This is a genomic window from Azospirillum brasilense (genome assembly GCF_007827815.1).
GTDB lineage: Bacteria > Pseudomonadota > Alphaproteobacteria > Azospirillales > Azospirillaceae > Azospirillum > Azospirillum brasilense_C.
Map to the genome: position 1 here is coordinate 156,982 of NZ_VITH01000002.1, position 25,467 is coordinate 182,448.

The following is a 25,467-nucleotide window of genomic DNA, read 5'->3' on the forward strand; positions in this document are numbered from 1 at the left end:
TCGGGACAAGAAAAAGGGGCGCGTCCATCGGGCGCGCCCCTTTTTCTTGTCCCGGGGTGATTGCCCCCGAGGGGGCGTCCCGGTGGTCGGGTCTGCCGACGCGTCAGTCCGCGGCGTCGCGCGGGCGGTCGCCGGTGTAGTGGTCGGGCCAGTTCTTCCGCACGACCTCGCCGTTGCTGTCGAAGATGTGGCAGGTGTTGAGCAGCACCGGGCGCTTGGTGCGCAGCATGTCCTCCTTGCTGCCCCCCGCCTCGCCGCCGCCCGCCGCGCGGGCCTTCTCGGCCTGTTCGCGCGCCAGGATGGGGTAGATGGTCTGGAAGGCGGTGGTGGCGACCGGCCCGAGCAGTTCCACCAGATGCGTGCAGCCCTGGACGCCGCCCAGCCGTTCCTTCACCGCTCGGGTCCAGCCCGGCCCGATCTTCAGCCCGACCAGCCGCTGGAAATTGGGGGTGACGGAGCCGCAGGTGCGGTAGGGGCTCTTCTCCGTCACCGCCTCGACCGCGTGGACGGTCAGGTCGTTGTCCACCGTCAGGCGGATCCACATGCCGTGCACCGGGTCGCCGGGCGGGATCTGGCCGCGCTGCTCGGTGTGGAAGCCGTAGCTCTTCACATCGGTCAGATGGCCTTCGACGTCCCACATGCCGTCGGTCCGCCGATACCCCCGGCAGGTGACTTCCCGGGTGTGGATCGGTTCGCGTGCGGCGGGTTCGGACAGCGGCATGGGACTCTCTGACGTTCGGCCTAGTTCGTACGGCCTGATTGTTGGGGCGTACCCGGGAATATCGGTGGGGCCAGCGTTCAGGTCAAGCCGGCTTCACCGCATTGCAGCATTACGCGTCCTCTGCTTACGGGGGCGCGCTGGCGGAGTAGTGCGACCCGAAGATGAAGGCCTCGCGGTCGCGGATCTCGTCCTCCAGATGGGCACGGACCACGGCGAACAGGTCGCGGATGGAGACGATCCCCAGCACCGTGCCGTCCGACTCGCCGTCGGCGGTGACCGGGAGGTGGCGGTAGTGGTGGCGCTCCATCAGGTCCAGCGCCTCGTAGGCGTGGGCGTCCGGCCCCAGCGTGTCGGGGGAGGCGGTCATCACCTCGGCGAGCCGGGTGGCCGCCGGGTCACGGCCCGCCGCGACGACGCGGGCCGCGAGGTCGCGCTCGGTGAAGATGCCCTTGAGGGACCGGCCCCCCTTCGGCCGGTCCTGCGTGACCAGAAGGGCGGCGACGCGGCGCTCCGCCATCAGGAGGGCGGCGTCCTGGACGCTGGCCTCCGGCGGCAGGCAAACCAACTGCTGGTCCTTGATGACGTCGGGGATGAGCTTGCGGTTCGGCATGTCCATTCTCCCTTTTCTGGGGCAGCGCTCCATCGCATCTTGGACGCGAATCGGAACTGTCGTGAACTCTGACAGTTTGTTGCCCCAACGGTCAAGGGATTATGGTGCACCGCATCAGCGGGCGACGGCATCCTCCAGTAGCGACCGGACCACCGCCGGATCGACGTCGCGCTGGGTGAAGGCGTCGCCCAGGGCGTGCACCAGAACGAAGGTGATGCGTCCGTCCTTGACCTTCTTGTCCTTGGCCATCGACAGGATGAGCCCATCGATGTCCCAGTCCACGCCGGGCACGTCGGTGGGGCGGACCGGCAGGCCGACGCGCGCCAGATGGGCGCGGGCCTTCTCGGCGTCCGCCGCCGGGCACAGCCCCAGCCGGACCGACAGATCGAAGGCCAGCACCATGCCGATCGACACCGCCTCGCCGTGCAGCAGGCGGGAGCCGAAGCCGGTCGCCGCCTCCAGCGCGTGGCCGAAGGTGTGCCCCAGGTTCAGCAGGGCGCGGTCGCCGCTCTCCCGCTCGTCCACCCCGACGATGGCGGCCTTGGCCCGGCAGCTTTCCGTCACGGCGTGGCGGCGGGCGTCGCTGTCGCCGGCGACCACCCGCTCGCCGTTCTCCTCCAGCCAGGCGAAGAAGCCGGGCAGGCGGATCAGCCCATACTTCACCACCTCGGCGTAGCCGGCCAGCACCTCGCGCCGCGGCAGGGTGTCCAGCGTGGCGGTGTCGGCGATGACCAGTCGCGGCTGGTGGAAGGCGCCGATCAGGTTCTTGCCGTGCGGGCTGTTGATGCCGGTCTTGCCGCCGACCGAGCTGTCCACCTGACTCAGCAACGTGGTCGGCACCTGGATGAAGTCGATGCCGCGCAACGCCGAGGCGGCGGCGAAGCCGGTGATGTCGCCGATCACCCCGCCGCCCAGCGCCAGCAGGACCGCCGACCGCTCGATCCCGCGCGCCAGGACGGCGTCCATCAGCCGTTCGAAATGGGCGATGTCCTTGGTCTTCTCGCCCGCCGGCAGGACGATGGCCTGGGTCGGCTCGACGCCGGCCGCGCGCAGCGTGCGCTCCAGCGTCGGCAGGTGCCGCGGGGCGACGTTCTCGTCGGTGACGACGATGGGCGCCTTGCCCCCGGTGATCGCGGCGATGCGCGGCCCGGCGCCGTCGAGCACCCGGTCGCCGACCAGGATGTCGTAGCTGCGCGGGCCGAGGTCGAGGCGGACGGTGTCGGTGGCCGTGGCGGTGGGCATGTCGGTGGGCATGTCTGAGGAGGTCATGGCGGGATCAGGGCTTGTCGTGGTGGTGGTGCGCCGGGTGGCGGTGATGATGGTGGTGCGAGGCGTGGGGCAGGGTGATGCCGAAATGGGTCTCCAGCGCCTCGATCACCTGCTCCACGGTCGCCTCCGGCGGGCGCTCGTCGCTGATCACCGTCAGCTCGGCCTCGGCATAGACGGGGTAGCGGGCGGTCATCAGCCGGCTCAGGATGTCCTTCGGGTCGCCGGCGTTGAGCAGCGGGCGGTGGGTGCGCCGCGCCGTGCGGGCGAGCAGCACGTCCAGCTCGGCGCGCAGCCAGATCGACACACCGTGGGCGCGGATGGCCGCGCGCGTCTCCGGGTCCATGAAGGCGCCGCCGCCGGTCGCCAGGATGTGCACCGGCTGTTCGGTCAGCAGCCGGGTGATGATCCGCCGCTCCACCGAGCGGAACACCGCCTCGCCGTCGCGGGCGAAGATTTCCGCGATGGAGCAGCCCGCCGCCGTCTCGATCTCCGTGTCGGCGTCGGTGAAGGGCAGGTGCAGCCGCGCGGCCAGCCGCCGGCCGATCGCGCTCTTGCCCGCGCCCATCAGGCCGACCAGCACCACCGTCTTGGGAAGGGTCTTCGACGGGTCCGGCGGCTGTCCCTGCGATGGAAGGCGGGCGGTCATGGTGCTGTGGACTTTCCTGATGCGGTTCCGGCCTGATGCGGTTCCGGAGGGCGGGTGTTCGATTCGGTCGCAGGGGCCTCCGCATGTTGCGCAGCGGCGCCCCCGTGGCTAAAGTGGTACGTCCTGCGTTCATCGGCCATCGGGCCAGCGGTGCGGGCGGTGTGCGATGATTAGCATGAAAGCGCACCCTTGTCCCAAGCCGCACGGACGCAGACCGTGATACAGCGCCGCCGTTCCTTCCACAGAAACACGACTCCGATCGCCATGAGCCGGGTTATTTCCGTTCTTTTCGTCCTGTTCCTCTTCGTCATCGGGGGTGGCATGGCCTTCCTTGCCTCCTGGGACATGCCGGCACCGTCCAAGACGGTGGAAAAGGTCATCCCGGATGAGCGGTTCCCCCGCTGACGCCGGGGACGCCGTCGGGAAAGCCGATGGGCGCCGCCGCCGGTTCGCCGCTCCGCCACGGGGCGGACGGGCCGGTGCCGGCGCCGTTTCCATGTTTGCCGTCGTCTCTCTCGGCTTGGTTTTGAGCGGCACTCTGGCGGGCGCGGCAACGCCCGCGCTGGCCCAGGCCGTGCCCTCCGGGCCGCCGATCCGCCTGTTTCCGCCGCCGGACAGGCTGACCGCGCCCGAGGCCGATCCCGGCGGCCAGCCAGGGGCCGGGCGGGTGCTGGACGATCCGCTGGCGTCGCCGGGGCGGTCCGCCGCGCCGCTGTCGCTGACGCCGCTCCTGGCTCCGGCGCCCGACCGTGCGCCGTCCTTCGACGTGGTGCCCATCGTGGTGCCGCCCTCGGCCATCGCGGTGGAGACGCTGGGACCGCTCGACCCCGACGGCGCCGGTCCCCTGGCGGGGGCCGCCGGGCTGGGCAACGACCCCTGGCGCGGCATCCCGCGCGCCGAGGTGCTGGCCCTGCTGACGGAACTGCCCACCCTCACCCCGTCGCCCGCCGTGAAGGAGCTGCAGCGCCGCCTGCTGCTCAGCCGCGGCTCGCCCGCCGCCGCTCCCGGCGAGCCCGAACCGGCGCGCCGCTTCGGCGCGCTGCGGGTGGAGAAGCTGGCGGCCATGGGCGACCCGCGCGGCGCCGCCGACCTCGCCGCGCTGCTGCCCGAGGCGATGACGGCCGACGAGGCCGCCGCCCGCGCCCTGACCGACGCCGAGCTGCTCGCCGGCCCGCTGGACTGCGCTGCCGCGACGGAGCGCGCCAAGCCCTTCTCCGGCCCCTATTGGCAGCGGGTGGAGCTGTTCTGCCGCCTGCGCGCCGGACGGATCGGCGGGGGAATGCCCACCGAGACCGGGGCCGCCCCGGCGGGCGACGACCTCGCCTTCGAAATGCTGCGTGAGCAGCCGGGCGGCGATGCCGATTTCCTGCGGGTGGCCGAAGCGATGGCCGGCGGTCCGGCGGTCCGGCCGCGCAGCCTGAAGGACCCCAGCCCGCTGACCCTGGCCGCCCTGCGGGCGCTCCAGGCCGCGCTGCCCCCTGACGTGCTGTCCCTGACCGACCCGGCGCGGCTGGCCGCCGTGGCCTCCAACAGCGGCACCGACCCGGCGACCCGCGTGACCGCGGCGGAGCGCGCCGCCACCGCTCTGTTCCTCGATTCCCGGCGGCTGGAGGAGGCGTACCGCGCCGCCCCGGCCAAGGGCGACGAGCTGCTGCGGCTGAAGGACGCCGCGGCGCGCGACCGCACGGCTCGCACCCGCGCGCTGGTGCAGCAGGCCATGCTCGCCGCCATGGGCGGCGTGCGGCGGGTGGAGCTGGCCGGGCTGGCGCTGGAGCTTCTCGACCCGCCGATGCTGGCCGGGCCGGTGGGGGCGGTGGTGGCCGACATGCTCGACACCCTGTCGCCGACTCCCGACGCCGCCGCCCTGGCGCCCGCCGCGGCGCGGCTCTGCTTCGCGCTGGGCCGGGCCGACAAGGGCAAGCGCTGGCACGATCTCGCCCTGCGCAGCCGCCCCACGGCGGAGGTGGCGCGGCTGTGGCCGCTCGCCGTCATCGCGCTCGGTCCGCCGCCGGGCGGCGGGGCGCTGGGCCTCGCCGGGTGGCTGGACGAATCGCTGCGCGGCGCCGATCCGGAGGCCCGCGCCCGCGTCGCCGGGCAGTTGGCCCTGCTCCAGGCGATGGGCCTCGCGGTGCCGGAGGAGGCGTGGCGCCGGACCGCCGACCCCGAGGAGTCGGCGCCCACGCCCGCGGATGCCGCCCGTCCTCCCACCGCCGACCCCGCCCTGTGGCAACGCTTGGCCGAGGCCTCCGCCGACCGGCGCGTCGGCGAGACGGCGCTGGCCGCCCTGCTTTTGCTCGGCAACGCCGGGCCGGCGGGCACGCCGCCCGCGGTGGTGGCGCGGGTGGTGGGTGCCCTGCGCGCCGTGGGTCTGGACGGCGACGCCCGCGCCATCGCCCGTGAAGCCGCCGCGGCCCTGGCCGGATGAGTCCCATGCCCAAAACACCCCTGCCGAAAGCCCAGCCGAAGCGGCGCGGGCGCCCCTGCAAGCCGCGCCCGATCGCGGCCTCGCCCCATGTCGACGCCTTCCTGGACATGCTGACGGCGGAGCGCGGCGCCGCGCTCAACACCCGCATGGCCTACGAGCGCGACCTCGCCGACCTCGCCCTCTGGCTGGCCCAGCGCGGCCAGCCGCTGGAGAAGGCGGTGACGGAGGATCTGCGCGCCTACCTCGCCTTCCAGTATGTGGAGGGCGGGCAGAAGCCGGCGCCGCGCACGCTGGCCCGCCGCCTGTCGGCGATGCGCCAGTTCTACCGCTTCCTGGTCTCGGAAGGCCGGCGGGTGGACGATCCGGCTTCGGCGCTCGACAGCCCGAAGCAGGGCCGCCCGCTGCCCAAGATCCTGACGGTGGAGGAGGTCACCCGCATGATCGACTCCGCCCAGACCCGCGGCGGGCCGGAAGGGCTGCGGCTGGTCGCGCTGCTGGAGGTGCTCTACGCCACCGGCCTGCGCGTGTCGGAGCTGGTCGGCCTGCCGATGGCGGCCATCCTGCGCGACGGGCGCGGCCTGATTGTGCGCGGCAAGGGCGGGAAGGAGCGCATGGTGCCGCTGTCCGAACCGGCTTCCGCCGCGCTGGGCGCCTATCTGCCCTGGCGGAGCCACTTCATCCTGGCCGGGCGGGAGAACGGGCCGATCGCCTTCCTCTTCCCGTCGCGCAGCTCCACCAACGGGCACCTGACGCGCCAGCGGTTCGCCCAGCTTCTGAAGGAGCTGGCCATCGAGTCGAACATCGACCCGGAGAAGGTCAGCCCCCACGTCCTTCGCCACGCCTTCGCCACGCATCTGCTCGACCGCGGGGCGGACCTGCGCTCGGTCCAGAAGATGCTGGGCCACGCCGACATCGCCACAACCCAGATCTACACTCACGTGGTGTCGGAGCGGCTGAAACAGGTCGTGCACGAGCATCACCCGCTCGCCCGGCGAAAGACCGTTCGCACGCAATAGCGTTGCGCGCAAAAGGGGTGGTCCTTTCAAAATATACCAATCCGGCTATGGCGGCTTCTCCCGCTGTGGTATAGCCCTTGTCCCAATGGGGTTGGCCGGCGCGGGCGCGCCGGGCCGCCCCGGCGACGAACAGGGGGAACCGCATGGCCACAACCATCTCCGGGCTTGAGATCCTGGGTCCGATCACGCCGGGGGGCGAGACGATCCTGACACCGGAGGCGCTGGCCTTCCTGGCGGAGCTGGAGGGACGGTTCGGGTCGGAACGGTTGCGTCTGCTCGACGTGCGGACCAAGCGGCGGGCTCTGATCGAGCAGGGCCACAAGCCGGACTTCCTGCCAGAGACCCGTGCCATCCGCGAGGCCGACTGGGCCATCGCGCCGCTGCCGCACGACCTGCTCGACCGCCGGGTGGAGATCACCGGGCCGGTGGACCGCAAGATGATCATCAACGCGCTGAATTCCGGCGCGAAGGTCTTCATGGCGGATTTCGAGGATTCGAGCTGCCCGTCCTGGACCAACCTGATCGACGGGCAGGTCAACCTGCGCGACGCCGTGCGCCGCACCATCGCCTTCGACGATCCGGCGTCGGGCAAGAAGTACCGGCTGAACGACAAGACCGCCGTCCTGACGGTCCGTCCGCGCGGCTGGCATCTGGCGGAGAAGCACGTCCGATTCGACGGCGAGCCGGTGTCCGGCGCGCTGTTCGACTTCGCGCTCTACGCCTTCCACAACGCGAAGGAACTGCTGGCCCACGGCTCCGGCCCCTACTTCTACCTGCCGAAGCTGGAGAGCCATTTCGAGGCGCGGCTGTGGAACGAGGTGTTCTCGGTCGCCGAGGATTATCTCAAGATCCCGCACGGCTCGATCAAGGCGACCGTCCTGGTGGAGACCATCCTCGCCGCCTTCGAGATGGACGAGATCCTCTACGAGCTGCGCGACCATTCCGCCGGGCTGAACTGCGGGCGCTGGGACTACATCTTCAGCTTCATCAAGACCTTCCGCAACGACCCCGCCGCCGTCCTGCCCGACCGGGCGGAGGTGACGATGGCGACGCCCTTCCTGCAATCCTACAGCCTGCTGGCGGTCAAGACCTGCCACCGCCGCGGCGCCCCGGCCATCGGCGGCATGGCCGCCTACATCCCGGTGAAGGATGATCCCGCGGCCAATGAGGTGGCCTTCTCCAAGGTCCGCGCCGACAAGGAGCGGGAGGTGTCCAACGGCCATGACGGCACCTGGGTGGCCCATCCCGGCCTCGTCCCCGTCGCGCGGGAGGTCTTCGACGCCTACATGCGCAAGCCCAACCAGATCGACCGCAAGCGCGCCGACGTCGCGGTGACCGCCGCCGACCTGCTGGCCGTGCCGGAGGGGCCGAAGACGGAGCGCGGCCTGCGCAACAACGTGGCCGTCGCCATCGGCTATCTGGAGTCGTGGCTGCGCGGCGTCGGCTGCGTGCCGCTGTTCAACCTGATGGAGGACGCCGCCACCGCGGAGATCAGCCGCACCCAGCTCTGGCAGTGGGTCCACCACGGCGCCGCGCTGGACGACGGTCGCCCGGTGACCATGGAGCTGGTGGACGAGACCATCGCCGAGGAACTGACCGCCTGGAAGGCCCGTGTCGGCGACCGCGCCTTCGACCATGGCCTGTACGAGGACGCCGCGGTGATGCTCCGCGACCTCGTGGAGCGCGACGATTTCGTGGAGTTCCTGACCCTGCCGGCCTACGACCGCATCGTCGCGCAGGGGGCGTGAGGCCCCCACCCTAACCCTCCCCCGCTGCGCAGGGGAGGGGACTGCCGCCGCTTCGCGATCATCTCCCTCCCCTGCGCAGCGGGGGAGGGCCGGGGTGGGGGCAACACTCAGGCGCGTTACCAGCCTGCCCGACCGGCTTGGCAAAAGGCGGGGGCTTCGCCATGTTCGCTGGCCCGTCCGCGTCCTGAGCCAGAGGTTCCGTTCCCGTGTCCACCCTGTCCACCGTCCCGCCGATCTCGCGCGGGGCCGAATCGCTTGCGCTGCTCCTCTTGGTCGGCGGTTTGATCGGGGTGATCTTTCCGGTCACCAAGATCGCGCAGGCGGCCGGCGTGCCGCCGCTGCCCTGGGCCTTTTCCATGATGCTGGGCGCCGGAGTGATCCTGGCCGGGCTGGCGCGTTTCAAACGGCAAGCGATGCCGCTGACCGGGCGGTACCTGCGCTATTTCGCAGTGTCGGGGCTGCTGTCCATGGCGCTGCCCAACGTGGTGCTGTTCTTCGTCATGCCCTGGCTGGGGGCCGGGCTGTCGGCGGTGGTCTACACGCTGCCGCCAATCCTGACGCTGCTGATGGCCGTGGCGGTGCGGATCGAGACGCCCGACCGCGGGCGGGTGGCGGGCATCCTGCTCGGATTCGTCGGCGCGCTGATGATCGTCGGACCACGCGGCAGCCTGCCCTCGCCCGATCTGGCCGGCTGGATGGCGCTGGCCTTCGTCATGCCGCTGTCGGTCGCGGCGGGCAACGTCTACCGCACCATGGCCTGGCCGCCGGGTGGGCAGCCGGTGGCGCTCGCCGCGGGGACCATGCTGGGCGGGGCAGGATGGGTCCTGCTCGCGTTGCTCGGCACCGGGGCGGTGGCAGAGCTTCCGGCGCTGGGTCTCGCGCCCGGACTGGCCCTGCTCCAGATCGCGGTGACGGCGCTGACCTACGTGCTGTATTTCCGGCTCCAAGTCGTCGCCGGGCCGGTCTATCTCAGCCAGATCGGCTACGTGGCGACCTCCGTCGGTTTGGGCACCGGGACGCTGCTGTTTGGCGAGCGCTATTCCCCTTGGGTGTGGGGCGGAGCGGCGGTGATCGTCCTGGGGGTGCTTCTGGTCAGTTTTGGCCGGCGATTCGCGCGATAAGCTGTGGCATCGCCGCCGCGCACCGTGGTACCAAGGCCGGTCCGCGACGTCCGCGTCCTATCCTATTCGGTCCGTGATCCTTCCGGCATGCAAACCTTCCTGGAATTCGAAAAGCCGATCGCCGAGCTTGAAGGCAAGATCGAGGAACTGCGCCACCTGACCAACGCCGGCGACATCAACATCGCCGACGAAGTGACGAAGCTGCAGACCAAGGTCGACAAGCTCCTCCGGCAGACCTACGCGAAGCTCACCCCGGCGCAGAAGGTTCAGGTGGCCCGCCACCCCAACCGTCCGCACTGTCTGGACTATGTGAAGGGGCTGATCGACGACTTCACGCCGCTGGCCGGCGACCGCGGCTTCGCCGAGGACCGCGCGGTCATCGGCGGGCTGGGCCGCTTCCGTGGGCGCTCGGTCGTGGTGATCGGGCAGGAGAAGGGCCACGACACCGAGACGCGCGTGCGCCACAACTTCGGCATGGCCAAGCCCGAGGGCTACCGCAAGGCCCAGCGCCTGATGGACCTCGCCGACCGCTTCACGCTGCCGGTCGTCTCGCTGGTCGACACCGCCGGCGCCTTCCCCGGCGTCCAGGCGGAGGAGCGCGGCCAGGCCGAGGCCATCGCCAAGAGCATCGAGCGCTGCCTGCGCCTGACCGTGCCCATGGTGGCCGCGGTGATCGGCGAGGGCGGGTCCGGCGGCGCCATCGCCATCGCGACCGCCGACCGGGTGCTGATGCTGGAGCACGCCATCTACTCCGTCATCTCGCCGGAGGGCTGCGCGTCGATCCTGTGGCGCAACCCCGACATGGCCGGCGAGGCCGCCGTCGCGCTGCGCCTGATCAGCCACGACCTCAAGGAGCTCGGCGTCATCGACCGGGTGGTGAGCGAGCCGATCGGCGGCGCCCATCGCGACCCGGCGGAAATCGTCAAGGCGCTGGGCGACGCCATCGAGGAGTCGCTGGGTGAACTCGACGGGCTGGATGGCGCGGCGATCCGCGCCCAGCGCCGCCAGAAGTTCCTCGACATGGGCCAGAAGGGCCTGGGGTAAGACGCCATGGCCGCCGCACCGGAGACCCGTCCCTCCAAGACCCGTCTTCTGCGTCTGGCGGCCACCGTCAACCTTGCCGCGGTGGCGGTGGCGCTGCTGGCCCTGTGGCTGCTGCCGCCGCTGTTCGCGCCGCCGCCCGGCATCGCCGATCCGGGCGCGCGCATGGCCTTCTGGGGGCGGCTCGTCCTCTGGCCGGCGCTGGTGCTGTTCCTGACGGTGGGCGGGGTGCTGGTCGCCCGCGCCCGCTCCGTCGCCCTGAACCCCATCGACGACGCCGAGTCGCGCTTCTACCGGGTCAGCCAGCGCGTGCTGACCAACACGGTGGAGCAGACGCTGATCTTCGTGCCCGCCCTGGCGGCGCTGGTGGCGCAGATGCCGCTGCCCGACCTGGGCTTCGCCCGGCTGGCGACCGCGCTCTTCGTGCTGGGCCGCCTGCTGTTCTGGGCGGGTTACCTGATCCATCCCTATGTGCGGGCGCCGGGCATGGCGGTCACGCTGACCGTCAACCTCGTCGTTCTGGGCTGGGCGCTGCTGCTCGCCATCGCCTGACACCGCGCCTTTTCACGGCCCGTCTCCCCGGTGCGTCACCTTATGGCATCGCTTGACCATGCGCCCTTGGGCCGATGGAGGTGCCATGAAACTCCTGTCCCGTTTCCCCACCCTGTTGCAGATCGCCCAGTCGGCCGTCCTGCTGCTGAGCGCGCTCTTCGAGCTGTTCGACACCATGCTGGAGGACTTCGTCGGCAGGGAGATCACCACCGCGCACGGCCTGTTCCTGTTCGCCGCCGGCAAGATGATCAAGGAATGGCTGGAAGTGCGGAACGAATTCTCCGAAACGCGGGAGAAGGTCGGCAGCGCTCGGGGGCGGGAGTCCGCATCACCGCACGCCGGCTGAGCGGTCGCTACAGCCAGCGCCGCCGTTTGAAATAGAGCATCGGCAGCGTCGCCGACAGGATCATCAGCATCACCGCAAGCGGATAGCCGAGGGTCCAGTTCTTCTCGGGCATGTGCACGAAGTTCATGCCGTAGATGCTGGCGACCAGGGTCGGTGGGAACAGGGCGACCGTCAGGATCGAAACGATCTTGATGATCTCGTTCTGCTCCACGTTGATGCGGCCCAGCGTGGTGTCCAGCAACAGGCTGACCTTGCCCGACAGGAACTGGGCGTACTCGCCGAGCCCCGTCACGTCCTGCAGGGCGGCGCGCGCCCAGCGCCGGGTCCGCTTGGCCGGGGTCCAGCCCTCGCCGCGGGCCAGGAAGGTCAGCAGGCGGTTGAGCGTCGACAGGCTGACATGGGCCTTGCCGATCAGGTGCCCGGTGTGGCCGATGCGTTTGAGCGTGCGGGCGTCGTCCCGCCGCTCCCCCTTGACCGGCAGGGCGCGGCCGCGGAAGGCGCGGCTGCCCATGGTGTCCAGCTCAAGCCCGACGCGGCGCAGGACGGCGGCGGTGCGCTCCACCACCCCGTCCAGCAGGGCGGCCAGGACCGCCTCGGCCGTCAGCTCCCCGCCGCCGTTGCGGGTGACGCGGCGGCGGAAGGCCAGGAAGGGCTGCGGATCGACGGCGTGGATGGTGGCGAGCCGCCCACCGGCCAGGACGAAGCTGACCGGCACGATGCGCGGCTGGTCGGTGTCGGCCCAGACCAGGACGAGCGCGGTCATGTGGATGGCGCCGGGGATGATGCGCAGGCGGCTCGATTCCTCGATCTCCGCCATCTGCTCCCGAGTCGGCAGCTTGATGCCCATCAGCGCCTCGGCGCGGGTCAGCTCCTCCGGCGTCGGGTTCTGCAGGTCGAGCCAGACGGCCTCGGTGGGCAGCGGGGTGCGGACGCCCTCGGCCTCGCGGGCCCAGCGCAGCCGGTCACCGTCGCAGGCGAAGACGTGGAGCATGGCGGCCCCCTGGCTTTTAGAGGAGGCGGCCGAAACGGCGGGGCTTGCGCGGCTGGGACGGCTCCTCGGCGGGGCCGGAGGAGTCGCTCGCGGAGTCCCCATCCGGAAGCCGATTCGGCAGGTCGGCGGGCGCGCCGTCCTGGCGCAGGGCGGCCTCCAGCTTGCGCCGGAAGGCCCCGCCGTCGTCCTTGGAGTCGAGGAAATGCCCGACGGCTTCCTTTGCCGAGTCGCGGTCGTAGGGGACCTTGCCGAAGACCGACAGCTTGGCGCGTTCCAGCAGCTTCGGGTCCATCCGTTCGCGGATGGCCTTCATCTGGCGGAGCAGGTCCTTGCGCACGTCGGACATGGCGGGTCCCCTTCGCTTACCCGGTCACTCGCGGCCGATCATCGTGCCGGCCCCGCCCTCGGTGAAGATCTCCAGCAGCAAGGCGTGCGGCACCCGGCCGTCCAGGATGACGGCGGCGTCCACCCCCTGCTCGACGGCGTCGATGCAGGTCTCGATCTTCGGGATCATGCCGCCGGTGGCGGTGCCGTCGGCGATGGCGGCGCGCGCCTGGTCCAGCGACATGCGCGGCACCAGCTCCTTGTTCTTGTCCAGAACGCCGGCGACGTCGGTCAGCAGGAAGAAGCGGGTGGCGCCCAGCGCCGAGGCGACGGCGCCCGCCGCGGTGTCGGCGTTGATGTTGTAGGTGTCGCCGTTGCGGTCGAAGCCGATCGGGGCGATGACCGGGATGATGTCCGACTGGGCCAGCGACGTGAGGATCTGCGGGTTCACCTGATAGGGCTCGCCGACGAAGCCGAGGTCCAGCACCTTCTCGATGTTGCTGTCCGGGTCGCGCTGGGTGCGGCGCAGCTTGCGCGCGGTGATCAGGCTGCCGTCCTTACCCGACAGGCCGACGGCGCGGCCGCCCGCGTTGTTGATGGCGGCGACGATCTGCTTGTTGATGGAGCCGGCCAGCACCATCTCGACCACCTCGACCGTCTCCTTGTCGGTGACGCGCAGGCCGTCGATGAAGCTGGACTTGATGGCCAGCCGCTGCAGCATCTGGCCGATCTGCGGGCCGCCGCCGTGCACGACCACGGGGTTGATGCCGACCTGCTTCAGCAGGACGATGTCGCGGGCGAACTTCTCCGCCAGGCTGTCGTCACCCATGGCGTGGCCGCCGTACTTGATGACGAAGGTGCGCCCGGCGTAGCGGCGCATGTAGGGCAGGGCTTCGGACAGGGTGCGGGCCTTGGCGAGCCACTCGTCGCGGGTCGTGTTCTGCACGGGATGGAGCCGTTCGTCGGGGTGGGCCAATCGGGTGAGATTCCGCCGACTCTTTAACGGAAAGCGCGGGGGGTGCCTAGGGGGCTTTTTCAGGGGGCGCCGCGTCCGGGAACCCTTGACCACGCCGGCGGTTCGCCAAAGCAGGACGAGCCAGCAAGGACCCCGCCATGAACGACCGCATCATGCCGACCCCGCGCAACCCCTTCACCGAGGCCCACAAGGCCGAGATGGAGGAGACCGCCCGGCGGGCCGAGGAGATCTACGGGTCGCCCGACGCCCAGGAGGTGACGGAGGCCAACAAGGCGCTGAAGGAGCAGGCCCGCGGGGTTGGAAAGGCCGGGTCGGGCAGGCTGGATTCCGAGGGGCCGGGCGCCGATCCGGTGGTGACCGGGAACGTGCGCAAGCCCACGGTCTGAAACGGGTCAGGCCGTGCCGGCGTGGCCCGCCCGGCGGCCGGCGATCCGTCCGGCCAGCAGGGTCATCGGCTGGGTCAGCGCGGTGACCACCACCGCCATCAGCACCATGGCCGAGAAGCAGGCCTCCGACAGCACCCCGGCTTCCAGCAGGATGGTCAGGACGATGACCTCCATCAGTCCCTTGCAGGACATCAGCGTGCCGAGCCGCCAGGAATCGGCGGCGCTCTCGCCCGACAGCCGGGCGGGCAGGGCGGTGCCCAGGACCTTGCCGGCGATGGTCGCCACCGTCGCCAGCGCGAACACCCACCATTGCGCCGAGGCGGCGAGGTCGAGCGTGACCTTCAGGCCGGTCAGGGTGAAGAAGAAGGGCAGCAGGATCAGCGTGGCGAAATGCTCCAGCCGGTCCAGGATGGCCGCCGCCAGCCGCCGCGGCATGACCGTGCCGGCGACGAAGGCGCCCAGGATGTAGTGCAGCCCGATCAGCTCCGTCACCGCGGCGGAGCCCAGCAGGGCGGCGCAGGTGACCACCACCACCATGTCGCCGACGGCGCCGTCCGGGGCGATGCGGTTCATCAGGCGGGTCAGCAGCGGGCGGGCGAACAGCTCCGTCGCGGCCAGATAGGCGAAGCCCAGGACGGCGATCTGCGCCACCCCGGCGAAGCCGCCGCTTCCCCCCGCCGCCAGCGCCAGCACGGCGGTGATGAGAAGCCAGAGCAGCGCGTCGTTGACCGCCGCATAGCCCAAGGCCAGCCGCCCGACCCGCTCCCCGATCAGCCCCATTTCGCGCAGGATGGCGCCCAGCACCGGCAGGGCGGTCACCCCGACGCAGATGCCGAACCCCGCGGCGAACAGCAGCGGTTCGGCCTTCGGTCCGGCCATCTCGGGGAAGGCGCCGACGATCCACCCGCCGAGCGCACCGCCGAGCAGCGTCGGCACCAGCATGCTCGACAGGCTGATCCCGACGAAGGCGCGCCCGCGCCCCTTGAACTCCTCCAGATCGAGATGCAGCCCGGTCAGGAAGGCGAAGAAGACCACGGCGAGCAGGGCCAGCCCGGAAAGCGGCGCCAGCGACTCCTTGGCGAACAGCGGTTGCCAGAGCTCCGGCGCAGCCTGCCCGAGAACCGACGGGCCGAGCGCGATCCCGAACAGGATCTGGATCACCACCATCGGAGCCACATGCTTCAGGCCGGACAGCCGCCACAGCAGGAACGGGCCGGCGATCAGCAGGATGGCCTGGATGAGGAACAGCAGGGCCGGCGTCAGCTCGACGGGCATGGGGTCATCCCAGGCTGGCGAGCTGGGCGAGGCTGGCCCGCAGCTCCGCGATGCCCTGGCCCTTCTCGGCGCTGGTGGCGTGGATCTCCGGGAAGGCGGCGGGGTGTTTCTTGATGGCCGCCACGGTGCGCTTGCTCACCTCGGCCAGCTCCTGCGACCGCACCTTGTCCGACTTGGTCAGGACGACGACATAGGGCACCGCCGCCTGATCGAGCATCGTCATGATCTCTTCGTCGTTGGGCTTCAGCCCGTGGCGCGAATCGACCAGAACCAGCGCCCGGCGCAGCGTGACGCGACCGCGCAGGAAGCGGCGGACCATGTCGTTCCAGATCTCGATCTTCTCCTTCGACTCCTTGGCGTAGCCGTAGCCGGGCATGTCGACCAGCTTCAGCCGGTTGCCGAGGTTGAAGAAGTTGAGCTGCTGGGTGCGGCCCGGCGTGTTGGAGGTGCGGGCCAGCGTCTTGCGCCCGGTCAGCGCGTTGACGAGGCTGGACTTGCCGACGTTGGACCGCCCGGCGAAGGCGACCTCCGGCAGGTCGGCCTCCGGCAACTGCTCCGCCGTCTGGGCGCCCCAGATGAAATCGCATTCCTTGGCGAACAGAAGCCGCCCCGCTTCCAGGGCCTCCTCGTCGAAACCGGAGATCGGGGAGCTGCTGGAAGAGGTCATGGACGGCGCTTTCGAAAGACACGGGGTACGGATGATCGTGACCGGCCCAAAACATAACCGCCGGCAAACGCCCGTCAAGGGAGGCGCTTGCCGGCGGTCAATGCCCTGAAGTCAGGGAGGCCGGGTATCAGGTGGAACGGTCCCTCAGGTCACCTTCACACCGTCCTGCCGCATGATGATCCACTGCTGCGCGATGGACAGGGTGTTGTTCCAGGCCCAGTAGATCACCAGACCAGCCGGGAAGCTGGCGAGCATGAAGGTGAAGATGATCGGCAGGAACTGGAACACCTTCTGCTGCACCGGATCGGGCGGTGCCGGGTTCAGCTTCTGCTGGAAGTACATGGTGATGCCCATGATGATCGGCCACAGGCCCAGCATCAGGATGTGCGGCGGCTGCCACGGGATCAGACCGAACAGATTGAAGATGGTGGTCGGATCGGGCGCGGACAGGTCGTGGATCCAGCCGAAGAACGGCGCGTGCCGCATTTCGATGGTAACGAACAGCACCTTGTACAGCGCGAAGAAGACCGGGATCTGGATCAGGATCGGCAGGCAGCCCGACACCGGCGAGACCTTCTCGCGCTTGTAGAGCGCCATCATCTCCTGGTTCAGGCGGACCTTGTCGTCGCCGAAGCGTTCGCGCAGCTCCATCATCTTGGGCTGCAGCTTCTTCATCTTGGCCATCGCGTGATACGACTTGTTGGCCAGCGGGAAGAAGGCCGCCTTGACGATCACGGTGAAGACCAGGATGGCGATGCCGAAGTTGCCGAACAGGCGACCCAGCAGATCCAGACCGTAGAAGAACGGCTTGGTCAGGAAGTAGAACCAGCCGAAGTCGATCGCCAGGTCGAAGTTGGCGATGCCCAGCTTGTCCGAATAGTCGTCCAGCAGGCGGACCTGCTTGGCGCCGGCGAACAGGCGGTCGGTCAGCTCGACGGTGGCGCCGGGGGCGACCTCCACGGCCTTGCCGAGCGTGTCGACCTGATAGCGGTCGGCGGCGCCGGGGGCGGAGTGGACGAAGCGGGCGGTGATCGGAGCCTTCTGGTCGGGGACCAGCGAGACCAGCCAGTACTTGTCGGTGATGCCGATCCAGCCGCCGGTCGACTGGGCGGAGATGGTGCCGGCCTTGCGCAGATCGTCGTACTTGTGCTCGTTCAGCTTGCCGTCGAAGACGCCGAGCGGGCCTTCATGCAGGATGTAGTAGCCGTCGGTGTGCGGCGTGCCGGCGCGGCTGACGAGGCTGTAGGGCAGCAGGCTGACCGGGGCGGAGCCGGTGTTGCGCACCTTCTGGGTGATCGTGAACATGAAGTTCTGATCGACCGCGATGGTGCGCTCGAACACCAGGCCCTTGCCGTTGTCCCAGGTCAGGAGCAGCGGCTGGTCCGGCGTCAGTGCGGTGCCGGCGGCGGTCCAGCGGGTGTCGGCGCCGGGGACCGGCTGCGACTTGTCCTCCGGAACCCAGCCGAACTCGGCGTAGTAGGCCTCGGGCGTGCCGGCGGGGGCCAGCAGGACGATTTCCGGGCTCTTGGGATCGGGGGTGACGCGGTAGTCGGCCAGCGTCAGGTCGTCGATGCGGCCCCCAACCAGATTGACCGATCCGTGCAGCGACGGCGTGTTGATCTTGACGCGCGTTCCGGCGGCCATCTGCTCGGCGAGCAGGCCGGCGCGGTCGCGGACCGTGGCGGGAGCCGCCGTGCCGGGAACCGAACCGGGAGCGGCGCCCGGAGCGGGCGCGGCGCCGGGGGCGACCGACTGCTCCGTCTGGGCGGCCTGCTGCGCAGCCTGCTGCTGCTTCACCCGGGGTCCATCGTAGAAATACTGGAATCCCAGGAGGATGGCGATCGACAGAGCGATCGCGAGGATGAGGTTGCGTTGATCGGTCATGGCATCCCGGTTGCCGTGGGCCTTCTGTTAAGAAGGGGGCCGAACGCCGGTTTTCAGGCCGGCATGCGAATTGCTGCATCGATGCGCCGCGTCGTCCGGCCCGTGCGAACAGCGGGTGGACCGCCCCGGCTCGGGCACGGGATCATATCCCCACCCGCCCCAGGGATGGCAGCGCAGAAGCCTCCGGACGGTCAGCCAACTGCCCCGGATCGCTCCGTGCTTAGATAGCGCATCCAGCGCGTAGTTTGAACAGGTCGGCTGAAATCGGCAGTGCCACCCGATGAAGGGCGACAGGGTCCACTGATAACCGACCACGAGCGCACGCAGAAAATAGGCGAGCGGGCTCACGCGCCGACCTCCCCGCCGCCGGAACCATTGCCGGTCCCGCCGTTGGAAGCGACGGCGTTTGGCCCGCCATTCACCTCGTTTCTGGACGCGTCGCCTTTAGAGACGTCGCGCCACAGGCCGAGGCGTTTCAGCGCCGCGATCAGATCGCCCACAAGCTCCGTCCACGGCCTTTCGGCCGTCGCGGCGCGGGCCACCAGCACGAAATCGTGACCGGGGGCTGCGTGGGCGGTCAGAATTTGGCGGGCCGCTTCGCGAAGGCGGCGGCGTGCGCGATTGCGCACGACCGCGTTCCCCACTTTGCGGCTCGCCGTCAGGCCAAGACGAATCGGCGGCTCGCCAGGGGCGGGCCGCTGCCGTTCGTCGTGTCGGCGCACCTGCAGGATAAGGCCGGGAGCCACATGCTTGCGCCGTGTACCGGCCACGGCCAGAAACTCCGGCCGCCGCTTCAGGCGCCCGACCCTGGGGTCCGGCGCCGCCATGCGTATCAGGCGCTCAGGACACTGCGGCCCTTGGCGCGACGGCGGGCAATCACCTTGCGGCCACCGACGGTCGCCATGCGGGCGCGGAAGCCATGCCGGCGCTTGCGCACGATTTTGCTGGGCTGGAACGTGCGTTTCACGGCACCATACTCCTCGATCTCAGGGCAAAAAATGAGCCCCGCTGTATAGAGGTACCGACCCCCGGAGTCAATCACGCGCTGCCACCCAAGCGTGGGAAATATTCTCCGTTCGGATGGGCAAAGGCAAGAAGGGTGGCGCAAAGGAGGGTGAAAAGGGGTAGGGCCCTGCCTCCCTTGCCGTGCGGCGTGTTTACCCCCTGACATTCGCGAAAGGTCCGGGGGAAGTCGGCATGCTGCACCGGCGGCAATTCATCGTGTCCAAAAACACCCACGCGCTCCGTCCGGATTGGGTGAGCCGTGACATCGGCGGGCTGGTCCTGTCCCATTGTCCCGACCTGCCGGTCCGGCGCGTGCTGGGCGCCGACAAGACGGTCTGGCATCTGCTGGGGCTGCCCGTGCAGACCGACCCGGCGCGCCCCGACCCGGTCGAGGCGCTGGCCGCGTCGCGCGCCGGGGACATCGCGGAGCTGTGCCGCTCCTGGACGGGGCGCTGGTTGCTGCTCAACAACCGCGCGGTCCATCTCGACACCGGCGGGACGCTCGGCTGCTTCTACGCAATGGTGGACGGCGCCCTGACCCTCACCTCCAGCGCGGGGGTGATGGCCGAACTGCTGGGCGAGGAGGCGAGCTTCCGCCGCCCGCTGGCGCACGAGGCCGGGCTGGACTGGTACCCGCTGCCCGGCTCCGGGCTGGCCGGGGTGCGCCGGCTGCTGCCGTCCCAGGTGCTCGACCCCGCCCGCCCGATGGACGATCCGGGCTTCCTGACCTTCCGTCGGCCCTTCCCGGCGGTTCCGCCGGGCTTTTCCGATTCGCTCGCCTACGAGCGGATGGAATCGATCCTGGTCACCGCCATCCGCAACCTGCACCGGACCCTGGCGGGGCCGGAGGGCGGCAACCGACCGCTGCTGCTCCAACTCACCGCCGGCTACGACACACGGCTGCTGCTGGCCGCCGCGCAGAAGGCCGAGGTGCCCTTCGCCACCTTCACCTTCGACCACCGCGACCTGACGCCGGGCGACCGCAAGCTGCCGCCGAAGCTGGCCCGGCTGGCCGGGGTGGAGCATCACCTGATCCCCTGTCCGCCGCTGGACGCAGAGCGGGCGCGCGACTACGCCGCCCACACCGGCGGGCACACCGCGGCGATGGACGGCGAGTTCTACGCCAACGGCGCCTGGGACGGCGTGCCGGAGGGCGCGGTGGTCCTGCACGGCGGCGTCTTCGAGGTGGCGCGCTGCTTCTACTGGGGGCAGATTCCGCCGGGGCTCGCCGCCGACGGCGAGGACACCGCCGCCCGGATCTTCGACGCCTTCCGCGGTAAGCTCTACAACCCGCCGTCCCATTGCGAGGCGCTGCGCGAGTGGCTGTCCTGGGTGGCGCGAACGCCGGACGTGCTGCCGGGCGGTACGATGGACCTGCGCGACCGCTTCTATCTGGAGCAGCGGGTGGCCGGCTGGCTGTCGGCCATCGACCAGGGGGTGGACCTGACCGGGCGGCAGCTCTTCCAGGTCGGCAACTGCGCCGACTTCCTGGCGATCGCGCTCGCCATGCCGGTGGACGTCCGCCGCTCAAGCCAGCATCAGGCTGAGCTGATCCGCCGCATGGCCCCGGACCTGCTGAGCGAACCGATCAACCCGCCGCAGCCCGCCGTGCTGCGCCAGTTGCGCAAGCTGCCGCGCCGCCTGAACAAGCTGCGCACGGCGATCGGGCACCATCTGGCGCGGACGTCGGCGTAGGTGGCGGCTTCAGGGGGAGGTGCGGTGGATGCCGGCCGGCCCCCTCCCTGACCCTCCCCCGCTGGGCGGGGGAGGGGATGAAAGGACCGTTGCGGACAACGGTGCGGTCGTCCTGGACAGGTGCAGCCAGCGGCGGTAGGCGTCCTCGCTCACGGGCGCGCGGTGCTTCAGGCCGATGCGCAGGATCTCCGGCAGGGCCAGCAGGACCTTCAGGTCGGTCAGCCGCGGGCCGTGGCGCAGGTTCTTCCAGCTGTTGCCGATCCAGCTCCGCGCGAAGCGCCAGGGCAGCAGGCCGGCGGGGCAGCGGGCCACCTCGCGGATCAGGTCGTTGCGGTGGTTGTAGAAACGCTCCAGCCCCGGCTTGCGGCCCTTCTCGCTCTTGTCGTGATAGACCATGATGCCGGGCAGGGCGACCACCCGGTGGCCGGCGCCGATCAGCCGCAGGCAGCGGTCCTTCTCCTCCCCCTGGCGGTACAGCTCCGGCATGTAAAGGCCGGTGGCGGCGACCGCGCTGCGGCGCAGCAGGTGGCCGCAGCCGACGTACCAGGGCGCGTCGAAGGGATCGGCCTGCGGCGGGAAATAGACCAGCCCGTCGCGCGTCTCGATGTTGCAGGCCACCGCCGCCACGTCCGCGTGCGTCTCCATGTAGGCCACCGCGCGGGCGAGGCCGTCCGGCTCGGCGAACCAGGAATCGTCGTCCACCGACAGCACGTAGTCGCCCGCCGTGTTCACGAAGCCGAAGTTGCGGGCGTAGATCAGCCCAGCGTTGTGCGGCAGCCGGACGTAGCGGACGGTGGGGAAATCCCCCCGCACCATGGCGTCGGTGCCGTCCGTGGACCCGTCGTCCACCACCAGGATCTCCGCGACGGGGTGGGTCTGGGCGAGCAGGCGGGACAGCGCGGTGCGCAGCTCCGGCGCGCGGTTGAACGTGGCGATGACGGCGCTGACGCTGGGCATCAGGCGACCTCGCTGGAGGAGGACGGGGCGGCGCGCGACCGTTCGGGCAGGGGCAGCCGGACCGGTGGGCGCTTCAGCTCCTCCGGATACTCGTCGCGCAGACCGGACAGGTAGCTGTCCAGGAAGACCCGCAGGCCCCGGAAATCCCGGTTCACCAGATAATGGGCGGTGTATTTGGCGATCATGCGCGGGATCACTCCGGCCTTCTCGTAGGTGGCGTGGATGTAGCCCATGTTGCGGAAGAAATGCGGCGCCCGGTCGGCCCGCATCGTCTCCACCGTGCCCAGCCGGCCGCCCAGCACCTTGTGCTCCGTCCGCGACATGCCGGGATGGACGTGCAGCGCCTTCACCGCCGTGCCGACCTTCAGCCCGGCGCGGCGGGCGCGCAGGGTGAACTCGTACTCGTCGCCCCAGATGAACATCTCGCGTTTCACGTTGCCGATCCGTTCGAAGACGGCGCGGCCGATCAGCGTGCCGTTGAACAGGGCGATGGTGCCCGGCGCCAGCCCGTCCACCGCCCGCGCCATCAGGCTGTCCGGGTCGCGGGTGCCCTGCATGGGGAAGGCCAGGGTGGTACGGTCCTCCGCCGCCAGCACCAGCGGGCCGACCATGGACAGGCCGTGGTGCTTGGCCTGGACCAGCAGCTCGGCCAGCGCGCCGGGCTGCGGGATGCCGTCGTCGTCGGTGCTCCAGATCCAGCGGGCGCCGAGGCCGAGCGCCGTCTCGAAAGCGGTGTGGTAGGCGCCGGCGGAGCCGCAGTTGGCCTGCCGCACCACGATCAGCGCGTCGTCCCATTCCTCCGCCTGGGCGGCCAGCCACTCCGGCGTGCCGTCGCTGGAGCCGCTGTCCACCACCACCAGCCGCTCGGGCCGCGGCTGCTGGCCGAGGATCGCCGCGACGCAGGTGGCGAGAAGGGGCAGGCGGTTGTGGGTGACGACGATCGCCACGACGCCGTGGGCGATGTCCCCCGAAACAGTGTTTGTCGAAACCTTGTCCGCCGGGAATGTGTCGTGAGCCATGGCTGGGCGGTTCCTCCTGGTCCTGTCCATCAGTCGGTTTGGGTGCGGGTGGGTGCGCAGTCGCCCTGGCTTGGCCGGCAGGGCAGGATGGCGACGTCCGGCGAGGGGTCGGTGGCGCCGGTCAGCACGCCCAGCCGCCCCAGCGTGCGGGCGACCGTCCGCGCCGCGTAGAGCTGCCCCTCCAGCCCCCAGCGGCTGCCGTTGGGCGCGTAGAGGTCGCGCACCCCGCCGGCTGCCAGCGCCGTCAGGCCGGCGGCCAGCGGCACTGCCTGAAGCGTCGGGTCGGCGCCCAGCACCTCGTCCACCGCGGAGCGGTGGGGTGGCGGTTCGAGCAGGAAATCGGCGTAGACCGTCCCCTTGTCCGGCGCGACCAGCAGCAGGAAGCGCGTCACCCCGTTGGCCTCCACCGCGTCCTGGATCGCGTGCAGGCGCGCGCGGCGCTCCTCCAGCAGGCGGTGGTCGGCGCGCCAGGGCTGGAAATCCTGGGCGCGGAAGAGAGCCGTGGTCGCGGCGGCGGAGCTGAACAGGCCGGCATAGGCCAGGGGTCGTTCCTGCACCGGGCCGCCGGTCACGTTCAGCACCGCGCGCGGCAGCGCCTTGACCAGCAGGTCCAGCGCGTGGCCGATCGGCGGCGGGATCCAGGCCTGGGCTCGGCTGCGCTCCAGAGACCGCGGCTGGCGGTTGAGCGGCTCGACGGGAAGGGCGCGCGGTGCCGCCACGCCGTGGGGGCGGGGAGCGGTGACGGTGGACAGCTCCAGCCCGCCGACCGGCGTCTCCAGCGCGCCCTCCGATAACTGCAGGATCACGACGCGCGGCGGGTGGTCGCGGAACTCGGGGGAAACCAGTTGCGCGGCCAGCGTCGCGGCGTCCGCGGGCCGCACGCCGACGGTCAGGCCGGTCAGGTTGCGCAGATGGTCGGTCCAGTAATGGCCGTAGCGACCGTGGCGCTCCTCCGCGTCGGGATGGGAAAAGCCGTCGCCGAACACCAGCACGTCGTAATCGGCGCCGGGCCGCGCCGCCTCGGCCAGCGGCGGCACGAAGATCGCCTGGGGCGCTCGGGGGCCGAAGCGGTTCTCGGCAAAGCCGCCCAGCTCCGTCAGGTCGCCGTCCGGCGGGTCCAGAGCGAAGGCCAGCGGCAGGACCAGCGCGGCGGCCAGCGCCAGCCCGCGCAGAAGGAACCTGTCCAGACCGGCCGCCACCGGTCGCCTCACGCCCGGTCCGCGGGGAACCGGAAGCCCGGCATACGGAAGACGGACATGCGGCTCTGCGCCAGCGGCGACCCGGCGGAGTCGCCGATCCACAGGCGCAGCGCCTTGGTCGCGCCGATCCACAGCAGGATGGGCAGCAGCGAGAAGAAGCCGAACTTGACGATGGTGATGTTGCCGTCGCGGTACCATTGCAGCGACAGCGGGATGAAGGCGCAGTAGAACAGCACCGCGTAGCGGTTGGTGAAGCCCGACTCCCAGAACCAGCGGTGCAGACGGCCCAGGATCAGCCCGACCACCACCATGGTGACGATCACGCCGATCCACCCCGCGCTCATCCAGCCGTCGCCGGCCAGCGAGGTGGTCAGGTTGGAGAAGTTGCCGAAATCGTGCAGCGACACCCATTTGACCGGCGCGCCGATGGGCTTGTCCGGCCACAGCATGCGCGGGATCGGCTCGGTGAAGAGCTGGAGATACTGGGTGAACCAGGTGTAGGTCCCCGACTGCTGCGGCACCGCCCACAGGATGAAGGCCAGGAAATCGAAGTTGGCGATGTCCTGGTTCGACACGCTTTCTACGAAGGAACCTTCGCCGCCCTGGAAGATGCTGAACAGCTTGCCCGGATTCTCGGTGCCGGCCAGCACGCCGCGCAGGAAGTCGCGGTTGTTGCCCAGCGTGTGGAACAGCAGCAGCACCGGCAGGCCGCAGGCGAGCTGCCACCAGCGGAACCACTTGGTGCGCGTGTGGTAGAGGATCAGCAGCACCATGCCCAGCACGCCCATGATGATCGCCCAGCGCCCCCAGCCCAGATAGGCGCGGTAGCTGACGAAGGCGATGAAGGGGATGAAGGACAGCGGGTGGAAGCGGCTGACCCAGATGATGCCCAGCGTGAGCGGCAGGCCCATCGAATGGGCCTCGGCGATGTAGCCGGTGGTGTTGACGTAGACCGGCTGACCGGTCAGCGGGTCGCGCTCCATCTGCACGTCGCCGGTGCCGGTGAAGTCGGCGCCGTCCTGGCGCAGGATCGCCGAATAGATGGCCAGAGGCCCCAACGCCGCCACGGTCAGGGCAAAGGCGGTGATGTCCAGCCGGTCGAAGGTGAAGGTGGGCGCCCGGCTGAGGTCCGGCTTGACCCGCCCGGCCCAGCCGCAGGCGACGGAGAAGGCGACCAGCGCGACCGAACTGACCGTCAGCGACTTCACGAACTCCGCGGCACTCGGCCAGTAGCCCATGAACAGCCACGCGTTGTCGATGCCGAAGCCGTGGACCAGCAGCGGGCGGATCACGAAGACCAGCGTGTGGAAGATCAGATAGTAGGTCAGCGGGTGGAACATCGACGCGGTGCCGGTGCTGAGGAACACCACGACGACCAGGACCACCACCAGCACCTGCGCGATCAACGCCGTTTCGATCATGCCGGACTCCGCCTTACCTCGTGAACGCGCGGCACCGCCAGCCACGGCCGGTGGTGTGGCGGCCGGTGGGGCGGTGTCGTCGTGCCGGCCCCCGGAAGCGAAGGCGGCACATCCGGAAGCAACACCGCCGGCCCCGGTCGGGTCCCCCCGTCCGGGAGCGCAGACGGCGAGGT

27 protein-coding genes are annotated in these 25,467 nt (G+C 70.4%); 10 read left to right on the plus strand and 17 right to left on the minus strand.

The features are described 5' to 3' along the window. Positions 1-103: 103 nt before the first annotated feature. The 4 genes from FBZ83_RS04650 to FBZ83_RS04665 all read right to left on the minus strand — a co-directional run bounded on the left by FBZ83_RS04650 (position 104) and on the right by FBZ83_RS04665 (position 3,246). Positions 104-721: a DUF2889 domain-containing protein gene (locus FBZ83_RS04650; protein WP_145681301.1), complete on the minus strand. Its 618-nt coding sequence runs from the start codon at positions 719-721 to the stop codon at positions 104-106. Positions 722-845: 124 nt separating this feature from the next. Then, the gene (locus FBZ83_RS04655; protein WP_145681302.1) at positions 846-1,331 is read right to left on the minus strand and encodes a CBS domain-containing protein; all 486 of its coding nucleotides are present in this window, start codon (positions 1,329-1,331) and stop codon (positions 846-848) included. A 114-nt stretch (positions 1,332-1,445) separates the two neighbouring features. Next, complete coding sequence (gene aroB / locus FBZ83_RS04660) at positions 1,446-2,600, minus strand: 3-dehydroquinate synthase (RefSeq protein ID WP_186465976.1); 1,155 nt, start codon at positions 2,598-2,600, stop codon at positions 1,446-1,448. Positions 2,601-2,607: 7 nt separating this feature from the next. Continuing rightward, positions 2,608-3,246 carry a shikimate kinase gene (locus tag FBZ83_RS04665; RefSeq protein ID WP_145681303.1) on the minus strand — a complete coding sequence of 213 codons (639 nt, stop codon included), beginning with the start codon at positions 3,244-3,246 and terminating at the stop codon, positions 2,608-2,610. 264 nt (positions 3,247-3,510) lie between these two features. Between FBZ83_RS04665 and FBZ83_RS04670 the strand changes: the two genes are divergently transcribed. The 8 genes from FBZ83_RS04670 to FBZ83_RS04705 all read left to right on the plus strand — a co-directional run bounded on the left by FBZ83_RS04670 (position 3,511) and on the right by FBZ83_RS04705 (position 11,495). Continuing rightward, positions 3,511-3,651: a hypothetical protein gene (locus tag FBZ83_RS04670; RefSeq protein WP_174452031.1), complete on the plus strand. Its 141-nt coding sequence runs from the start codon at positions 3,511-3,513 to the stop codon at positions 3,649-3,651. A 91-nt stretch (positions 3,652-3,742) separates the two neighbouring features. After that, entirely contained in the window at positions 3,743-5,671 is a 1,929-nt protein-coding gene (locus tag FBZ83_RS04675) for a hypothetical protein (protein WP_145681304.1), read from the plus strand. Beyond that, on the plus strand, positions 5,668-6,687 hold the full coding sequence (gene xerD, locus FBZ83_RS04680) for a site-specific tyrosine recombinase XerD (protein WP_145681305.1): 1,020 nt from the start codon (positions 5,668-5,670) through the stop codon (positions 6,685-6,687). Before FBZ83_RS04675 ends, xerD begins: the two co-directional genes overlap by 4 nt. 143 nt (positions 6,688-6,830) lie before the next feature. Further along, on the plus strand, positions 6,831-8,435 hold the full coding sequence (gene aceB, locus FBZ83_RS04685) for a malate synthase A (RefSeq protein WP_145681306.1): 1,605 nt from the start codon (positions 6,831-6,833) through the stop codon (positions 8,433-8,435). A 206-nt stretch (positions 8,436-8,641) separates the two neighbouring features. Further along, positions 8,642-9,556 (plus strand): DMT family transporter, encoded by a 915-nt coding sequence (locus tag FBZ83_RS04690; RefSeq protein ID WP_145681307.1) that lies wholly within the window; start codon positions 8,642-8,644, stop codon positions 9,554-9,556. An 87-nt stretch (positions 9,557-9,643) separates the two neighbouring features. Next, entirely contained in the window at positions 9,644-10,600 is a 957-nt protein-coding gene (locus FBZ83_RS04695) for an acetyl-CoA carboxylase carboxyltransferase subunit alpha (protein ID WP_145681308.1), read from the plus strand. Between the two features lie 6 nt (positions 10,601-10,606). After that, positions 10,607-11,149 carry an MAPEG family protein gene (locus FBZ83_RS04700; RefSeq protein WP_145681309.1) on the plus strand — a complete coding sequence of 181 codons (543 nt, stop codon included), beginning with the start codon at positions 10,607-10,609 and terminating at the stop codon, positions 11,147-11,149. A gap of 85 nt (positions 11,150-11,234) precedes the next feature. Next, a complete protein-coding gene (locus tag FBZ83_RS04705; RefSeq protein ID WP_145681310.1) occupies positions 11,235-11,495 on the plus strand; it encodes a hypothetical protein in 261 nt (86 codons plus the stop codon). Between the two features lie 7 nt (positions 11,496-11,502). On the opposite strand, the gene FBZ83_RS04710 is transcribed toward FBZ83_RS04705, so the two are convergent. Genes FBZ83_RS04710 through argB form a run of 3 tightly spaced genes read right to left on the minus strand, consistent with a single transcriptional unit; the run spans position 11,503 to position 13,756 of the window. After that, positions 11,503-12,486: a magnesium transporter CorA family protein gene (locus FBZ83_RS04710; RefSeq protein WP_145681311.1), complete on the minus strand. Its 984-nt coding sequence runs from the start codon at positions 12,484-12,486 to the stop codon at positions 11,503-11,505. A gap of 16 nt (positions 12,487-12,502) precedes the next feature. After that, a complete protein-coding gene (locus FBZ83_RS04715) occupies positions 12,503-12,832 on the minus strand; it encodes a hypothetical protein (RefSeq protein ID WP_145681312.1) in 330 nt (109 codons plus the stop codon). A gap of 24 nt (positions 12,833-12,856) precedes the next feature. Beyond that, on the minus strand, positions 12,857-13,756 hold the full coding sequence (gene argB, locus FBZ83_RS04720; protein WP_145625606.1) for an acetylglutamate kinase: 900 nt from the start codon (positions 13,754-13,756) through the stop codon (positions 12,857-12,859). A 167-nt stretch (positions 13,757-13,923) separates the two neighbouring features. Between argB and FBZ83_RS04725 the strand changes: the two genes are divergently transcribed. Then, positions 13,924-14,172 (plus strand): hypothetical protein, encoded by a 249-nt coding sequence (locus tag FBZ83_RS04725; RefSeq protein ID WP_145681313.1) that lies wholly within the window; start codon positions 13,924-13,926, stop codon positions 14,170-14,172. 6 nt (positions 14,173-14,178) lie between these two features. On the opposite strand, the gene FBZ83_RS04730 is transcribed toward FBZ83_RS04725, so the two are convergent. From FBZ83_RS04730 to rpmH, 6 genes are all read right to left on the minus strand, one after another. Next, positions 14,179-15,447: a cation:proton antiporter gene (locus FBZ83_RS04730; RefSeq protein ID WP_145681314.1), complete on the minus strand. Its 1,269-nt coding sequence runs from the start codon at positions 15,445-15,447 to the stop codon at positions 14,179-14,181. A 4-nt stretch (positions 15,448-15,451) separates the two neighbouring features. After that, positions 15,452-16,114: a ribosome biogenesis GTP-binding protein YihA/YsxC gene (gene yihA / locus FBZ83_RS04735; protein ID WP_035674103.1), complete on the minus strand. Its 663-nt coding sequence runs from the start codon at positions 16,112-16,114 to the stop codon at positions 15,452-15,454. Positions 16,115-16,258: 144 nt separating this feature from the next. Further along, positions 16,259-17,998: a membrane protein insertase YidC gene (gene yidC / locus FBZ83_RS04740; protein ID WP_145681315.1), complete on the minus strand. Its 1,740-nt coding sequence runs from the start codon at positions 17,996-17,998 to the stop codon at positions 16,259-16,261. Between the two features lie 27 nt (positions 17,999-18,025). Continuing rightward, a complete protein-coding gene (yidD, locus tag FBZ83_RS04745; RefSeq protein ID WP_079285227.1) occupies positions 18,026-18,346 on the minus strand; it encodes a membrane protein insertion efficiency factor YidD in 321 nt (106 codons plus the stop codon). Then, the gene (gene rnpA / locus FBZ83_RS04750; protein ID WP_145681316.1) at positions 18,343-18,825 is read right to left on the minus strand and encodes a ribonuclease P protein component; all 483 of its coding nucleotides are present in this window, start codon (positions 18,823-18,825) and stop codon (positions 18,343-18,345) included. The genes yidD and rnpA overlap by 4 nt, the downstream gene beginning before the upstream one ends. A gap of 5 nt (positions 18,826-18,830) precedes the next feature. Further along, positions 18,831-18,965 (minus strand): 50S ribosomal protein L34, encoded by a 135-nt coding sequence (gene rpmH / locus FBZ83_RS04755; protein ID WP_014239280.1) that lies wholly within the window; start codon positions 18,963-18,965, stop codon positions 18,831-18,833. Between the two features lie 230 nt (positions 18,966-19,195). Here rpmH and FBZ83_RS04760 point away from each other — a divergent pair, with 230 nt between their 5' ends. Continuing rightward, positions 19,196-20,698 (plus strand): hypothetical protein, encoded by a 1,503-nt coding sequence (locus tag FBZ83_RS04760; RefSeq protein ID WP_211101622.1) that lies wholly within the window; start codon positions 19,196-19,198, stop codon positions 20,696-20,698. A gap of 9 nt (positions 20,699-20,707) precedes the next feature. On the opposite strand, the gene FBZ83_RS04765 is transcribed toward FBZ83_RS04760, so the two are convergent. Genes FBZ83_RS04765 through FBZ83_RS04780 form a run of 4 tightly spaced genes read right to left on the minus strand, consistent with a single transcriptional unit; the run spans position 20,708 to position 25,294 of the window. After that, positions 20,708-21,655 carry a glycosyltransferase family 2 protein gene (locus FBZ83_RS04765; protein ID WP_247888145.1) on the minus strand — a complete coding sequence of 316 codons (948 nt, stop codon included), beginning with the start codon at positions 21,653-21,655 and terminating at the stop codon, positions 20,708-20,710. Continuing rightward, on the minus strand, positions 21,655-22,674 hold the full coding sequence (locus FBZ83_RS04770) for a glycosyltransferase (RefSeq protein ID WP_145681318.1): 1,020 nt from the start codon (positions 22,672-22,674) through the stop codon (positions 21,655-21,657). The genes FBZ83_RS04765 and FBZ83_RS04770 overlap by 1 nt, the downstream gene beginning before the upstream one ends. Before the next feature lie 29 nt (positions 22,675-22,703). Beyond that, the gene (locus tag FBZ83_RS04775; RefSeq protein ID WP_211101623.1) at positions 22,704-23,873 is read right to left on the minus strand and encodes a hypothetical protein; all 1,170 of its coding nucleotides are present in this window, start codon (positions 23,871-23,873) and stop codon (positions 22,704-22,706) included. 8 nt (positions 23,874-23,881) lie between these two features. Then, positions 23,882-25,294 carry a hypothetical protein gene (locus FBZ83_RS04780; protein ID WP_145681320.1) on the minus strand — a complete coding sequence of 471 codons (1,413 nt, stop codon included), beginning with the start codon at positions 25,292-25,294 and terminating at the stop codon, positions 23,882-23,884. Positions 25,295-25,467 lie beyond the last annotated feature (173 nt).